Below are 15,552 nucleotides of genomic sequence, written 5' to 3' on the forward strand. Positions count from 1 at the left end.
GATACAGATACAGGCCTGCATTGCCTAATGGGGTGACATTTCTTACTATAGCCAGCAATGGCTTCGCTCCTATCCTCCTCATTTTTAAACGAGAAAAGATGAAATTTATCCATACCTCAGACTGGCATATCGGCCGTCAGCTGCACAACCAGAGCCTGCTCGACGACCAGCGCCATGTACTCGATCAGATAGTCTCCCTGGCTAAGACCCATGAGGTCGACGCCCTGATTGTCGCCGGTGATATCTATGATAGATCCGTGCCGCCGGCCAACGCGGTGGCCCTGCTCGATGAGGTGCTCAACGAATTTATCGCCTTAGGGATCAGCGTCATCATGATCGCCGGTAACCATGATGGCCATGAGCGCCTCGGATTTGCCGCGCGTCAGATGCAGGCCAGTGGTCTGCATATCATAGGCCCGCTAGGCGCCCAGGTATATCCCATACGGTTGAGCGGCGAGGGTGGCGACGTCATCTTCTATCCGCTGCCCTATGCCGAGCCCGCCACCGTCAGGCAGATACTCGATTGCGAGGCCAGCAGCCATGAGGCGGCGATGGTCGAGCTGCTTAAGCAGGTACACGAGCACGATAGTCAGGGATTGCCTAAGGTGGTGATAGGCCACTGCTTCCTCGATGGCGGCAGCGAGTCGGATTCGGAGCGGCCACTGAGTATCGGCGGGGCGGACAAGATCTCGCCCAAACATTTCCAGCCCTTCGCGTACACGGCGCTCGGTCATCTTCACGGTCCCCAATACAAGGGGGCGGAGCAGGTGCGCTATTCGGGCTCCATCCTCAAATACTCCTTTAGTGAGCAGCATCAGCACAAGTCAGTGACCCTGGTGGAGCTGAATTCGGGCAGCCCGGCGAGCATGACGCTGCTGCCACTCTCCCCACTTCGCGATGTGCGCATCATAGAGGGGGCGCTCGATGACTTGCTAAAGCAAGGTGTGAAAGATCCCGGCCGCGAAGATTATCTGATGGTGCGCCTGCTCGACAAGCACGCCATCTTGGATGCCATGGGCAAGCTCAGGAGCGTCTATCCCAACGTGCTACATCTGGAGCGCACCGGCCTGATGGCCAATAACGAGCAGCTGGCCATCGCATCAGACCATATAAAGAAGGGTGAGCTTGAGATGTTTAAAGATTTCTTCACTCAGGTCTCTGGCGACCCGCTCAATGAGGCGCAGCTTGAGCTGCTCACCCAGACCCTGGATGAGCTACACAAAGGGGAGGCGGAGCGATGAGACCACTGCGACTGACCATGACCGCCTTCGGCCCCTTCGCCGATGAGCAGACCATAGATTTTGCCGCGCTTGGCAGCAACCCGCTGTTTCTGATCAACGGCCCCACTGGCGCGGGTAAGACGACGATTCTCGACGCCATCTGTTTCGCCCTCTATGGCAAAACCACGGGGGATGAGCGCGAAGGCACTCAGATGCGCTGCGACATGGCCGATGAGCAAAGGCTCACTCAGGTCAGCTTCGAGTTTGAACTGGGGGCGACCCGTTACCTGATTCGCCGTGTGCCCGAGCAGCCTAGAGCCAAGAAGAGTGGTGACGGGGTAACGCTGCAAAAGAGCGAGGCTCAGCTGAGCCGCTTCGACACGGATGGCAGCGAGACCCTGCTGGTGGCGGCCAAGGTGTCTGACGCCACCCATCAGATAGAGCAGTTAACCGGCCTGGATGTGGATCAGTTCCGTCAGGTGATGGTGCTGCCCCAGGGCAAGTTTCGCGAGCTCTTGATGGCCGACTCCAAGGCCAGAGAGAAGACTTCAGCCAGCTGTTTCAGACCCACATCTACCGCTGCATAGAGGAGCGACTCAAACAGCAGGCGGCCGGTATTCGACGCGACGTCGAGGCGATGCGTAATCGCCGCGGCGGTATCCTGGAAGGCGCTTCGCTTGAGAGCGACCAGGCGCTGGCGGACGAGCTAGAGAGTATCGCGCCCGAGCTGACACTTGCCCAGACACAAAAGCAGCAGAGCGAGCAGAGCCTGCTGGCGGCCAATCAGCATCTGGACCAGGGCTTGAAGTTACAGGGCGATTTTAATCGCTTGCAGCAATTGCAGAGCGAGGGTGAAGCCTTGAAGGCCCGTCAGGTCGAGGCGACCCAGTGGCAGCAGAGATTGCAGGCGGCGGGCCGGGCAAATAGTCTGAGCCCCCTGTACCGGGCGATGCGCTCACGCCTCGGCGAGCAACAAAGCGCCACCCGGCATCTAGAGATGTGCCAGCAGGCCCAAGCGAGTGCCGAGCAGGCATTAGTGCAGAGCAGGCAGGCATTTGAGCGGCTGGGTGAGCTTGAGCAGGAACAATTGAGCCAGCAGCAGCGCCTGACTCAGCTGGAGGCCTTGACTCCTCAGCTTGAGCAGCTGAACCAGCTGAGCCAGAAGCTTACGGATGGTCAGGCCAAGATGCAGGCGGCCGAGGCCAGTGGTAAGCGCAGCGCCGAGCAGCTGGAACAGCTGAATCAGGCCCGCCAGGAGATGGCCAGTCGTCGTGAGGCGCTTAAGCGTGAGGCAGAGCCGCAGCTCGTGTTGCAGCAGGCGCTTAGCGATGCGCGCGCCCAGTTCAAGGTGTTTGAGCGTTGGCAGATGCAAGGGCAGGAAATAGCGGCCTTAGAGCAGAAGTTAACGGCGGCTAAGGTCGCTGGTAGTGAGTTGGCCGAAAAGCATAAGCAGGCGATCGATGCCCACAAACGCCTGGAGCTGAGCTGGCATCGCGGTCAGGCGGCGCGCCTGGCGGCAGAGTTAGCGCCGGGCGAGCCTTGCCCCGTCTGTGGAAGCCTGGAACACCCGGCGCCCGCCAAGGGCGAGTTTGACTTGCCAAGCGATGAGGCGCTGGCGAGCGCCAAGCAGGCAGAGAGCGACGCGCTCAATCTGCTGCATCAGGCCCGCAGTGACTTTAAGCTGCTTAAGCAATCGCTGCAAAGTCTGCAGCAGAGCGCGGATCAGCTTACACAGGAGCTGGGCGAGGCGGCCGGCCTGTCGCTCGAGCAACATCAGGCGCGACTCGCAGATCTCGGCGATTCGTTCGAACGGGCCAAGGCGGCACAGGCATCGCTTGCCCAGTTAGATACTCAGATTGAGAGCAGTGAGCGCCAGGGACGTGAGTTACAAACCGCGTTGGACGATACACGTGCGATTTACGCCAAGCTGGCCGAGCAGCTGGCCAGCGACAAGGGACAGTATCAGCAGATAAGCGCGGCCATTCCCGAGGGCTTCAGCGATGCGGCGACGGTCGGCGCGGCCATTGCAGAGCTCACTCAAACCATCGCAGAGCTTAAGTCACGTCAGCAAGCGGTGAGGGCGGCGCACGCCAAGGCGGAGCAAGACAATGCCGCCACCAAGGCTTCACTGGAGGCGGCCAGCGGTCGTCTTGAGGACATCAAAGCGCTTGCCCAGCAAGAGACTCAGAGCTTCCAACAGGCGCTCGACACCTCAGAGTTTGAGTGTGTTGCTGACTTTGAGCAGGCTTGCCTGACGGAGGCAGAGCAGAGCGAGCTGGCAAACCAGATAAAGGCGTTCGAGCAGGCGCTAATCACACATCAAGCCAACCTGTCTCAGTTAACCCAGGCGTTAGCGGACTGTGAGGCGCCGGATATCGCCGTCCTCGAGCAGCAGAAAATGGACGCCCAGCAGGCGATGCAGCAGGCGTTGGCGCAGTGGCAGAAGCTGAGTGCCAGGGCGGCGCAGCTCAGTCAAACTCAGGAGCAGCTCGAGGCGCTGGACCTTAAGGCCGATGCGCTCGAGCAGCAATATGCCGTGGTCGGCACCCTTGCCGATGTGGCCAACGGCAATACGGGTAACAAGATCAGCCTACAGCGCTTCGTGCTTTCCGTGCTGCTGGACGATGTCTTGCTAGAAGCCAGTCACAGGTTGCAGCTGATGAGTAAGGGGCGCTATCGCCTGTTACGTAAGGAGGAGCGGGCCAAGGGCAATAAGGCCTCAGGTCTGGAGCTTGAGGTCGAAGATGCCTACACGGCCAAGGTGCGATCTGTGGCGACTCTGAGCGGCGGCGAAAGCTTCATGGCGGCCTTGTCTATGGCCCTTGGCTTGTCGGATGTGGTGCAGGCCTACGCCGGTGGTATCAAGTTAGATACCCTGTTTATCGACGAGGGGTTCGGCAGTCTGGATCAGGATTCTCTTGAGCTGGCCATCAGGACCCTGATGGATCTGCAATCGGCCGGGCGCATGGTGGGAGTGATCTCCCATGTCACCGAGATGAAGGAGCAGATCACTAGCCGCATCGATATCCACAAGAGCGCCGAGGGCAGCGAAATTAAATTAGTTTTACCTTAACCGAAATTAAGAAGGTGCTGATATTGATTGGCTTTTCAGCGCCTTTTTAGTTTTTTTGTCTGTTTGGCGGCCGAAAACCTCTATATATTCCATTAAATTGTGTTGTCGATCGGTTTGTAAATGCCGTTATTTTTGATATAACTTGGCATCGACCCTATGTTTTATGGGGTTTTGGGGTCTAATGAAAAGCATAATAATGAAAAATGAGGCACAGGTTGCGCGCAGGTAAAATTTCTTTTTTGAGCATGTCTCAATCCCGTATCATGGCGTTACCCGCGCCTCACAAGAAGATCTTATTGGCGGCGGGCCTGGTTGTGGGCGCGGCGCTGTTGTGGCCGAGCCAAAAACAGGCGCTGCCACAACGCATTCCCGTTGCGCTGGATATTGAATCTCTGGTGACTAACCTGCACCTGAGCGATGAAACGGTCGAAACCGTGTCTCATGCGGATTTTGTAAAGACAATCGTGTCCGGCGATACCCTAAGCGGCCTGTTTGTTGAGGCCAATGTCGATCAGCAGACCATGTACAAGGTATTGGAGGCGGATCTCAATATCCTGGCTCTCGATACCCTAAAGCCCGGCAACATTATACGTTTCTGGCTCGACGACTCGGGTCAGCTGGAGAAACTCGAACTTTACTTCAATGCGGCGCGCCAGGTGGTGTTTAGCCGTTACGAAGAGGGTGGTTTCAGTGTCGATGAGATCAACATCGACGGGATCTGGCAGGACAGGGCCCTAAGCGGCGAGATCCAAGGTTCCTTCTATCTGTCGGCTCAAGGTATCGGCCTCAATGCCGGCGAGATCCAACGCATCGAGACCCTGCTGAAAGAGAAGCTCAATTTTGCCCGGGATCTGCGTGCAGGCGACCGATTCTCGGTGCTCAAGAGCGATCAATATATCGATGGGGAAGTCACGGGCAACAGCGATATTTTAGCCGTCACCATTGAGCGTGGACGCAGCAAGATTAACGCCTATCAAAACAGCGATGGCAACTTCTATGACGATCAGGGCCGCAGCCTGGCGCGCGCCTTCCAGCGTGTTCCGCTACAGAAAAATTACCGTATCAGTTCGCGTTTCAACCGCCATCGTCACCATCCGGTGACGGGTCGCACCGCGCCCCATAATGGTACCGATTTCGCCACGCCTGTCGGCACTAAGGTGGTAGCCCCTGGTGATGGCATCGTCTCTTTGGTGACCGACCATAGATATGCGGGTAAATATGTGGTGATCGATCATGGCAACAAGTACCGTACCCGCTATCTGCATCTTTCTAAGGCCTTGGTACATAAGGGCCAACGTGTGTCCCGCGGACAGGTGATCGCCCTGTCGGGTAAGACGGGCCGTATCACTGGGCCACATCTGCACTATGAGTTTCATATCAATGGTCGTCCGGTGGATCCCATGAAGGCAAATATCCCCATGGCGAGTAAGCTGTCGAAGAAGCAGATGAATGAGTTTGCCCAGCTGGTCAAGGTGCGCCAGATGATGATGGGTCAGAGTTAAGCTCGGTTCATACATAAAAAGATTGCCATAAAAAAACGCCACATCTTGTGGCGTTTTTTTTATGGCCGAGTTTTATTGAGCTGTCAGGCTAAGCCTCATGCACTGTCAGTGCTAGGCCTCTTGCGCCTCGAGATCTAGCATGGTGAGCCATAGGCGCAGATCGAATTCCAGCTGATGATAGTCGCCTTGCATATGGCAGCACAGCTGATAGAAGGCCTTGTTGTGATCCTTCTCTTTAAGGTGCGCCAGCTCGTGTACCACCACCATGCGCAGCAGGGGCTCGGGAACCTCCTTGAGCCTGGCGGCGATGCGGATTTCATTCTTCGACTTGATCTTGCCACCATGATTCTTGGCCACATAGCTGTGCAGCCCCAGCGCCTGTTTCTTGAGGGTGATCTTATCGTCAAATATCACCTTGCTTAGGGGCGATGACTTCTTGAGGTAGCGGTTCTTCAGCGCCATGGTGTAGTCATACAGGGCCTTGTCGCTGCGAATAGCGTGGCTATCTGGGTAACGGCGCTCGAGCACCGTCCTCAGTCGATTGGTCTCGATGAGTTCATTGACCTGGCTGATGAGTTCGGGTCGATAGCCTTGTAGATAGGGCAGTGATGACATAACTAGGTGCTGATTAGCTGGCGACGTTGACGTCGCGGTCGAAGAGATAGCCGGGCGCAGTGGCCCGGCAAGATGCTTAGTCTTTCTTGGTAAAGATGCACTTGTTTTGGTAGCAGTAGGCTACTTCGAAGGCGCTCTTTTGGAAACGCTTCAAGTCCAGACCGTCGAAATCGACCATGGGCGGATTGCGCTTGAGCTGCTCTTTGATGTTGACCGGTGAGACTAGGTGTACCGGCAGGCCGCAAAGCTGAATGGCTGCTTCCATCTTGAAGCTGGTGGCGCTGCCTGCCAGCTTGCCTTTCTGCTCGCGCTCTATGATGGCGACTTCGTCGACCTTATAGTCTTGCATCAGCTTGCTGAAGGCAAAGTGGAACTCTTTGATCGACTCTGTGCTGGCCGAATTAGAGATGGTCAGTGAGCGAGAACGGCAATCAGGGATGTTAAAGGTCTCACCCTCATAGCTCAACAAACAGATGATGGCTTCGCCACCTTTTAATTCAACGCCACAAACTCTCATGATAACCCTAATATAAAAAAATCAATGGCCGCTATTGTAACCTTAATTGCTGCGATTGAGCACTACTTGTTGCGTGAAAATCGCCGCACTTGCCTATTGCTCGGTTTAAATCATGCGACTTGGCGCCGTTTCCGCAGGGAGCGTCATGGAGTGTTGGTCTGGGGGAGCTGGTCAGGGGAAGCTGCTCTAGGGGGAAAGTGATGGTGAGCGGCTCAGGACATTAAAAAGCGGCCTTAGGTGGCCGCTTATTCGTAATAGCTTATTTGTACTCGCCTATGTCTACTCGCTTACGTGTACTAGTTCAGTCCTTGATGCTTACTCTTCCGGCGTATCTTGCAGTTTCGACTTGGGTTTGCGCAGCATAGGCGCATCTCCTACATCGACGCCGGTGATAAAGCGTTTATCTCGCTGCTGTTTAGGTTTGTCGCTGCGGCTAGCCTTGGTCGTCTTGGCCTTAGGCTTTGCATGACTCTTACCCTGACGCTTGTCCTGGCTGGGCTTGTCTTTTAGACCCTTAAAGGTAGGCGCTAACTCCTCAAGCTCGCTAAATTCGAAACGTTTCTGCAGGAAGCTTTGTACCTGCTTGAAGTTGAACCAGTCTTTCGGTCCCACCAGGGAGATAGCATCGCCCTTGGCGCCGGCGCGGCCGGTGCGGCCGATTCGGTGAATATACTCTTCGGCAAATTTTGGCATGTCGAAGTTGATCACCAAGGAGACGTTGAGCAGATCCAGGCCGCGAGAGGCCACATCTGTGGTGACCAAAATCTGCTGCTGACCGCGGCTGAACTGATCCATGATCTGGTTGCGCGCCGCCTGTTTCAGTTCACCGCTTAAGGAGCTGGTGCTAAAGCCCTGCTCGGCCAGCAGTGTTGCCAGGCGGTCGGTATCGCCGCGGGTAGCGGTAAAGATGATCACTTGCTTGTGCGGCTCGAGCTGCAGCAGGCGGGTGAGCAGCTGCTCCTTGTGGCTGAGGTTGTCGCACAGGTAGATCTTTTGGGTGATATCCTGGTTCTCTACGTGAGAGGCGCCGATGGCCACGTGCTCGGGGTCTTTGAGAAGCTCGGCGGCGATTTCGTTGATCTGGCCGTGATCCAGTGTGGCCGAGAACATCAGGGTCTGGCGACGCTTGTGATCGGCGGCCAGGTTGATCGCCTTTAGCTGCTCGGCGAAGCCCAGATCCAGCATGCGGTCGGCCTCATCCAAGATGAGCAGTTCGAGTCCGTTGAGGAACAGGTGGTGCTGGGCCAGATGATCCGCCAGGCGGCCGGGTGTGGCCACCACGAAGTGAGGGTCTTTGGCCAGCGCCTTGGCCTGGTCGTTAAAGTTTTCCCCGCCGAGGATCTTGATCGCCTTATATTGGGTGTTAGCCACAAGCAGTCGCAGCTGACTGTAGACCTGAGTGGCCAGCTCTCGAGTGGGCAGCAGAATCAAGACCCTGGGGTCGCGCTTGCTGAGGGCCTTGGTGGCGATGACGCGCTGCATTGCTGGCAACAGGAAGGCGAGGGTCTTGCCCGAGCCCGTCTTAGACGATGCCATGAGATCTCTTCCCGATAAGCCTACGGGGATCGATTGCGTTTGGATCTCGGTCGGCGTGTCGATGCCCATGTGTTCAAGGCTGGTCAGTAGACGTTTATCGAGTGAAAAATCTGAAAATTGCAATGCTGTGCTCCAAAATATAGATAGGCGCGCATTATACATCGCTAAGCGCGATTCAGCCATGACTTGCGCGATACCGATTTATCAGCCGAATGTCGAGATTAATTTTTAGTGTCACGGGCTGTGCCCGAGCGCGCTTTGGCTTATGATGAAAACAAAGACAACATACGGCGCGGCGTGGTTAAGGCAGATCGCGTCCCAGGGAGAGAAGTAGAGAAGATGGCGAATATCGGCATTGCATTGGGGAGTGGCGCGGCTAAGGGATGGGCCCATATCGGGGTGCTAAACGAGCTGGCGAGCATGGGGATTTTCCCCAATAAGGTGGCAGGCTGCTCTATCGGCGCCGTGGTGGGCGCCGCCTATGCGCAGGATAATCTTGAGGATTTAGAGGCCTGGGTCAGCAGCTTCTCCAGCTGGGACGTGCTAGGCCTGATGGATCTCAGTTGGCGCAAGGGCGGACTGATTGGTGGCGAGAAGGTGTTTGACGTGATGCAGCAGCATATCGGCAACCTGGACATCGAGCAGATGCAGATGCCTTTCGCCGCGGTGGCAACCGACCTCTATACCGGGCAGGAGATCTGGTTTAAGCAGGGCAATCTGCGTCATGCGGTGCGCGCCTCCTGCTCTATGCCGGGGATCTTACCACCGGCGCGAGTCGGCGACCGCTGGCTGGTGGACGGCGCCGTGGTCAATCCGGTTCCCGTGTCTGTGAGTCGTGCCATGGGGGTCGATCTGGTGATCGCCGTGGATCTCAATGCACACAGGAAGACGCGCCAACAGCAGTTACCTGTGGCCATCTCTTCCGATGTGAAGGCCAGCGAAGCCGAGCTGGTGAAAGCCGAGAAGGAGCTGGAGAGCGGCTTCATGGATCTCCTGGCAAGGGGAAGAGACTATGTCAGCGGGCTGACCGATAAGTTTTCCCTGGGTAATCGTAGCGAGCCCGGAATGTTGGCTGTGATGTCGCAGTCGATGGATATCCTGGAGCAGCGCCACAAGCGAGTACGCCTGATGGGCGATCCGCCGGATATCCTGATCACCCCTAACGTGATGGAGATAGGCACCATGGAGTTTCACCGCGCCAGCGAGGCTATCGAGGCGGGGCATGAGGCGGTGAAGCAGGTGGCTCATATTATCCGTGCTCGAGTCGATGAGCTGGAGAGTCACTAATTTTTAGATAAGTGCCCCGGGTTTTCTGTGACGCGGGTTTTCTCTGGCCTGAGTTATTTCTAACATGAGTTTTCTCTAGCCTAGGTTATCTCTGGCCTGGTTTTTGCTGCTTGCCTGGATATTTCATGCAGCAGTCGAAAAATTGACAATGAATTCAATTAGCCAGGCCATTACGGGGTCACAAGCCAACCTGATCGCCAACACCTATGGCCAGACAGACACCCCAGATGTCGATAGTTCATCTTCCAGCGACAAGGTGACGCTGTCCCACCAGGACACCCAGGCAAAAGCTGGCGGACCAGAGATCCCACAGGAGGCGGTGTTTCTCTCGCCACGAGCACAGCGGGCGCAAAAGATAGAGGCGATGGCCAAAGATTTCTTTTCCAAGGGGCAATTTGGTCTTGGCGACATTCCTAAGTTAATTCAGCGTCTGCATCAGGACGGCATCTTGTCGGAAAACCAGCTCAATCGCCTGGGCCAGGCCGGCTTTGAGATCCCAAGGGGGGATGCGTCAAAGCCCTCGCTGCTTGACTTTATTGCCAGCCAGCGAGCGCAGCTCAAGGAGAGTAAGCCCGACAGCGTGATGCTCGCCATGCTCGATGACGCCGAGTCTGTGCTAAAGCAGATGGACAGTCTCGATAGCCAGGGGCTGAACCAGAAGGCGGCGCGGGTGTCGGCGCAACTGGCGGTGTTTGTTCAGGGGGAACACGGGCTGACCCAGAACGATAAGGCGATGTGGCAGGGACTCAAGTCGACCATGCAATTGGCGTCTGCCTCAGGAAGTTCGCAACAGGCTTCCGGGCAACTACAGCGTTATCTGTCACTATCTAAAAGAATTACGTAATTTATTCACAGTTTGTCCCATTTTTATCCCGCATCTAGCTCCCTTTGCCGGCTGGGTCAAGGCCAGTTTTGACGATAAGTGGCTCAGTTGGCAGTAATCTTGTGTTAAAAAAATCCATCCGCAAATTAATGATCTGGATCAAGGTACTTGAGCCTAACTTGTAGCTTAATGCGCTACATATTGTGTTCATCGTCCATATTAACACTATATATGGTGTTAATTTGGCCGTTACTTGAGGAGATATTGAACAATGCCAGTGGTTATTAAGCGGGATGGTTACCGCACGCCTTTTGACGAAACAAGGATTCGGGATGCAGTGATTGCCGCTGCAAGTTCGGCAGGTATTGATGATGTTGCCTATGCCACCGAGGTGGCCCTACAAGTACGCCAGACGGTGGCAGAGCTCGAGCAGGTGGATATTCATGACCTGCAAGATGCGGTCGAAAACCAGTTGATGGAAGGCCCCTACAAGCGACTCGCCAGGGTCTATATCGAGTATCGCCATGACAGGGATATCCATCGTGAGTTGAGCAGTCGCCTCAACCGCGAGATCCGTGGTCTGGTGGAGCAGAGCAATGCCGCGCTGCTGAACGAGAACGCCAACAAAGATTCTAAGGTGATCCCGACTCAGCGGGATCTACTGGCGGGGATTGTCGCCAAGCACTATGCCACACGCCATATTCTGCCAAAAGATGTGGTGGCGGCCCACGAGTCGGGCGAGATCCATTATCACGATCTCGACTATGCGCCTTTCTTCCCCATGTTTAACTGCATGCTAATCGACTTGGCCGGCATGTTGACCCACGGCTTCAAGATGGGTAACGCCGAGATCGAAACCCCCAAGTCAATCTCCACCGCCACTGCAGTGACGGCGCAGATCATCGCCCAGGTGGCTAGCCATATCTATGGCGGCACCACCATCAACCGTATCGATGAGGTGCTGGCACCTTTCGTTGCCAAGAGTTACGACAAGCACTATCAGGTCGCGCTGACTTGGGGGATCACAGACGCCAAGGCCTTTGCCACGGCGCAGACGGAGAAGGAGTGTCACGACGCCTTCCAGTCGCTGGAGTATGAGGTAAATACCCTGCACACCGCCAATGGCCAGACACCTTTTGTGACCTTCGGTTTCGGCCTGGGCACCTCTTGGGAGTCGCGCCTGATTCAGTCATCTATGATGAAGGTGCGCATGACAGGCCTGGGTAAGAACCGTAAGACGGCCGTCTTCCCTAAGTTGGTGTTTGCCATTCGCGACGGCATTAACCATAAGGTTGGCGACTGCAACTATGATATCAAGCAGATGGCGCTCAAGTGCGCGTCGATGCGCATGTACCCGGATATCCTCAACTACGAACAGGTCGAGAAGGTTACCGGTTCTTTTAAGACACCAATGGGCTGTCGCAGCTTCCTCGGCACCTATGAGGAGGAAGGCGAGCTGGTGCACGAGGGGCGCAACAACCTGGGTGTCGTGAGCCTGAACCTGCCGCGGATCGCTATCGAGGCTCAGGGCGACGAGACCCGCTTCTATCAATTGCTTGATGAGCGTCTGGCGGTGGCTCGCCGCGCCCTAGACACTCGTATCGAACGTCTACAGGGGGTGAAGGCGAGAGTCGCGCCAATTCTATACATGGAAGGCGCCTGTGGCGTGCGTCTGCGCGCCGACGATGAGATCAGCGGCATCTTTAAAAATGGTCGCGCCTCTATCTCCCTGGGTTATATCGGCCTGCATGAGACCATCAATGCGCTCTATGGCAGCCAGACCCATGTGTATGACAGCGAGGCGCTCAGAGATAAGGCCCTTGCCATTATCGAGCATCTCAAGGCGGCTACCGTGCGCTGGCGCGAAGAGTCTGGCTATGGCTTCAGCCTCTATAGCACGCCGAGCGAGAACCTGTGCAGCCGCTTCTGCAAGCTGGATACCGAGGCCTTTGGGGTGATCGATGGCGTAACGGACCGCGGCTATTACACCAACAGCTTCCACCTGGATGTGGAGAAGAAGGTGAATCCTTACGATAAGCTGGATTTCGAGCAGCCCTATCCGGCGCTCACCAGCGGTGGCTTCATCTGCTATGGCGAATACCCCAACATGCAGCACAACATCGAGGCGCTGGAAGATGTGTGGGACTATAGTTACAGTCGGGTGCCATACTATGGTACCAATACGCCGATTGATGAGTGTTACGACTGCGGCTTTACCGGCGAGTTTAGCTGTACCAGCAAAGGCTTTACCTGTCCTAAGTGTGGCAACCATGAGCCGAGCCGGGTTTCTGTGACCCGCCGCGTGTGTGGTTATCTGGGCAGCCCAGATGCCAGACCCTTTAACTATGGCAAGCAGGAAGAAGTTAAACGCCGGGTGAAGCATCTCTAATGAGCTGAGCCAAGCAGCACTAAGTTTCGGCTGCTGGCGCAAAGAGAATATAGAAAGTGAAAGAAAAGATGAAGATAGCAAGGCGCCCCGGGGCACTTGCTATCTTTGCATGAGGGACACATGAATTATCATCAATATTTTCCCATCGACGTGGTCAATGGCCCAGGCACCAGGGCGACTCTGTTTGTCTCGGGCTGCGAGCATCAGTGCCGGGGCTGTTACAACCAATCGACCTGGCATCCCGACTCGGGCCATCTGTTCGATGAGCAGATGCTCGAGCAGGTGATTGAGGACCTCAACGATACCCGCATCAAACGTCGCGGCCTATCGCTCTCCGGTGGTGACCCGCTGCATCCGGGTAACCTCGACACCATACTCACCCTGGTGAGAAGAGTCAGACAGGAGTGCAAGGGTAAGGATATCTGGTTATGGACAGGCTATAGACTTGATGAACTCAGCCCGGCGCAACAAGCCGTTGTCGCCTATGTGGATGTGCTGGTGGATGGCAAGTTTGAGCGTGATTTAGCCGATCCTAGCCTGGTGTTTCGCGGCAGCAGCAACCAGGTGATCCACTATCTCACCCAAAAGCAGCGCTGATTTTTACGCCAAAAACGAATAAACAGGCCCCAAGACGCTGGCGCGGCCTGCGCCAGATGACTTGTTCGCACCTTCCTCATTAGTGGTATAATGTTCGCCAAACTGGCAAATGCTGCCTATTTTTAACCGAGTGGCATTTGTGTATTCGCGAGATTTTTAAGGCAAGTTAATGAATTTAAAGCAAGAGTTACAGCAGTTGAACGATCGTCTTGACAAGTATCGTCGTAAATTAGATGCGGCGGAGAAGCGCGGCGATCAGGCGGTGATTTTGCAATTTAAGCAAGAGATCAATGCGGTAACTAAGCAAATTACCCATGTCAAACAGCAACAGAGCCGCCAATTGAACAAACGTGGCACCGAGCTGAGTGAACTTGCCTTTAGCCGTGCGCTGACCAAGGCCGAGCAGGCCGATATGGGTAAGCTCAAGCGTTCGGTGAAGGGGTTGATAGTCGTGCATCCCATGACGGCGTTGGGTCGTCAGATGGGATTGACTCAGGTAACAGGATACGCACCTAAGGCCTTTTAAGACTGAGGATAAAGCATATAGGATTTTGATGGCGGCGTGAGCGACTTCATAGCCTTGTCGCCGCTCAGAGCGTATCCTAATAAGCCGAAGCGGTTGCGGTGAAGCAATATCCGATTTTAATACTCGGGTATTTCACTGTTAGGCAAAAACACATAGAATGCTCGGTCTGAGAAAGGGGAGAGTTCCTCCACCTGGTTTTCATTCTTCATTCGCATCTCAGACAGAGCGAGTTGTAAAGGTTATTTCATGTCGATTAAGTATGTCGCCACCTCTAAACTTCCCACCCCTTGGGGAGTATTTGCCATGCATGGTTTCGAAGATACAGAGACGGGCAAAGAACATGTGGCGCTCACCTTTGGCGAGTTAGATGCGAGCCAGCCCATGTTGGGCAGAATTCATTCCGAGTGTCTGACCGGTGATGCCCTGTTTAGTCTGCGTTGCGATTGTGGTTTTCAGCTACAAACCGCGATGCAAAATATCGCCGAGGCGGGTCAGGGGTTTATTCTCTACCTGCGTCAGGAAGGCCGTGGCATAGGCCTGCTCAATAAGATCCGTGCCTATGAGTTGCAAGATCAAGGCGCCAACACGGTAGAGGCCAATGAGCGTCTGGGCTTTGCCGCCGATATGCGCAAATATGACATGATCAAGCCTATGCTGGAGAAGATTGGTGTGCAGCAGGTGAAGCTGATGACCAACAATCCCCGCAAGGTCAAGGCGATGAAGGAGCTAGGCATAGCGGTAATCGAGCGCGTGCCTCTGCAGGTAGGTAAGAATCGTTACAATGAGGCCTATCTAAAGACCAAGTCGACCGAGCTGGGTCATATGATGTCTGAATATCACTTCACCGAAGAACATCAAAATTAACCTCTTTCGCCATGGCGACACCTTAACCTGTCGCCATGGTGTGATTACTTTTCGTTAGCCTTGCGATTGATCCTGTTTCTCTTTAGCACTGAGCAGCGACATCAACTGATTGCTGAGAACGGCTATCTGATCTTGTAGTTGCTTGCGCGCTTGTTTCGCCGTCTCGGAATCATCCCCTTGAAGGGCCTGGAGCTCAAGTTTTAACTCTTCGAGTTTCTGCTTTAACTCTTTAATCTTTTTGTCTATCTGAGATTGGCCTTCATCCACTTCTTGCTCCGCTTTTTGCGCGTTAGCTGCCTTGGCCGCATCGTTGTTACGCAGCGCCTTGCCTGTCGCATCGGCGAGCGCCTGACGGCCCTCTTCGGACAGGCTGACCTTATCGGTTGCAGGCTGAATCTGAGTGTTTTGAACTTGGGGCGCTTGCGGGGCATTGGTGCTACGCACTTCGATAGAGCTTAAGTCTGTAGGACCGGCGCTTTGGGCGCCTAAGGGATTTATACCGAGCACATTCATTTGCTAACCTTCCTGGTTATTACGACTAAGAGGATGCCTAGCCAGAATATCGGCAGGCAGGCGCAAAGCTTAAGTTAATTCCTGCATGAA

Annotated in this window: 12 protein-coding genes and 1 pseudogene; 9 read left to right on the plus strand and 4 right to left on the minus strand. The window is 55.1% G+C overall.

Annotated elements, in window-relative coordinates; genetic code table 11:
• Positions 1-98 precede the first annotated feature (98 nt).
• From DB48_RS06350 to DB48_RS06360, 3 genes and pseudogenes are all read left to right on the plus strand, one after another.
• On the plus strand, positions 99-1,241 hold the full coding sequence (locus tag DB48_RS06350) for an exonuclease SbcCD subunit D (RefSeq protein WP_041509427.1): 1,143 nt from the start codon (positions 99-101) through the stop codon (positions 1,239-1,241).
• Positions 1,238-4,293: pseudogene (locus DB48_RS06355) on the plus strand (SbcC/MukB-like Walker B domain-containing protein). The gene DB48_RS06350 and the pseudogene DB48_RS06355 overlap by 4 nt, the downstream one beginning before the upstream one ends.
• Before the next feature lie 245 nt (positions 4,294-4,538).
• On the plus strand, positions 4,539-5,795 hold the full coding sequence (locus tag DB48_RS06360; RefSeq protein ID WP_041509565.1) for a peptidoglycan DD-metalloendopeptidase family protein: 1,257 nt from the start codon (positions 4,539-4,541) through the stop codon (positions 5,793-5,795).
• Positions 5,796-5,906: 111 nt separating this feature from the next.
• On the opposite strand, the gene DB48_RS06365 is transcribed toward DB48_RS06360, so the two are convergent.
• The 3 genes from DB48_RS06365 to DB48_RS06375 form a co-directional block, all read right to left on the minus strand.
• Positions 5,907-6,410, minus strand: coding sequence for a YgjP-like metallopeptidase domain-containing protein (locus tag DB48_RS06365; protein WP_041509428.1), 504 nt, complete (start codon positions 6,408-6,410; stop codon positions 5,907-5,909).
• Positions 6,411-6,486: 76 nt separating this feature from the next.
• The gene (locus tag DB48_RS06370) at positions 6,487-6,927 is read right to left on the minus strand and encodes a DUF3010 family protein (RefSeq protein ID WP_041509429.1); all 441 of its coding nucleotides are present in this window, start codon (positions 6,925-6,927) and stop codon (positions 6,487-6,489) included.
• A 315-nt stretch (positions 6,928-7,242) separates the two neighbouring features.
• Positions 7,243-8,586, minus strand: a complete 1,344-nt coding sequence (locus DB48_RS06375; RefSeq protein WP_041509430.1) for a DEAD/DEAH box helicase — start codon at positions 8,584-8,586, stop codon at positions 7,243-7,245.
• Between the two features lie 216 nt (positions 8,587-8,802).
• Here DB48_RS06375 and rssA point away from each other — a divergent pair, with 216 nt between their 5' ends.
• From rssA to ribA, 6 genes are all read left to right on the plus strand, one after another.
• Positions 8,803-9,750: a patatin-like phospholipase RssA gene (gene rssA / locus DB48_RS06380; RefSeq protein ID WP_041509431.1), complete on the plus strand. Its 948-nt coding sequence runs from the start codon at positions 8,803-8,805 to the stop codon at positions 9,748-9,750.
• 148 nt (positions 9,751-9,898) lie between these two features.
• Positions 9,899-10,594, plus strand: coding sequence for a hypothetical protein (locus tag DB48_RS06385; protein ID WP_041509432.1), 696 nt, complete (start codon positions 9,899-9,901; stop codon positions 10,592-10,594).
• A gap of 250 nt (positions 10,595-10,844) precedes the next feature.
• Entirely contained in the window at positions 10,845-12,962 is a 2,118-nt protein-coding gene (gene nrdD, locus DB48_RS06390) for an anaerobic ribonucleoside-triphosphate reductase (protein ID WP_041509433.1), read from the plus strand.
• Positions 12,963-13,082: 120 nt separating this feature from the next.
• A complete protein-coding gene (gene nrdG, locus DB48_RS06395; protein ID WP_041509434.1) occupies positions 13,083-13,559 on the plus strand; it encodes an anaerobic ribonucleoside-triphosphate reductase-activating protein in 477 nt (158 codons plus the stop codon).
• Between the two features lie 169 nt (positions 13,560-13,728).
• Positions 13,729-14,085, plus strand: a complete 357-nt coding sequence (locus tag DB48_RS06400; RefSeq protein WP_041509435.1) for a YibL family ribosome-associated protein — start codon at positions 13,729-13,731, stop codon at positions 14,083-14,085.
• Between the two features lie 246 nt (positions 14,086-14,331).
• Entirely contained in the window at positions 14,332-14,949 is a 618-nt protein-coding gene (ribA, locus tag DB48_RS06405) for a GTP cyclohydrolase II (protein WP_041509436.1), read from the plus strand.
• A 54-nt stretch (positions 14,950-15,003) separates the two neighbouring features.
• Here ribA and DB48_RS06410 read toward each other — a convergent pair whose 3' ends face one another.
• A complete protein-coding gene (locus DB48_RS06410) occupies positions 15,004-15,462 on the minus strand; it encodes a hypothetical protein (RefSeq protein WP_041509437.1) in 459 nt (152 codons plus the stop codon).
• Positions 15,463-15,552: the final 90 nt, after the last annotated feature.

The sequence above is a fragment of the Shewanella sp. cp20 genome, from assembly GCF_000832025.1.
Lineage (GTDB): Bacteria > Pseudomonadota > Gammaproteobacteria > Enterobacterales > Shewanellaceae > Shewanella.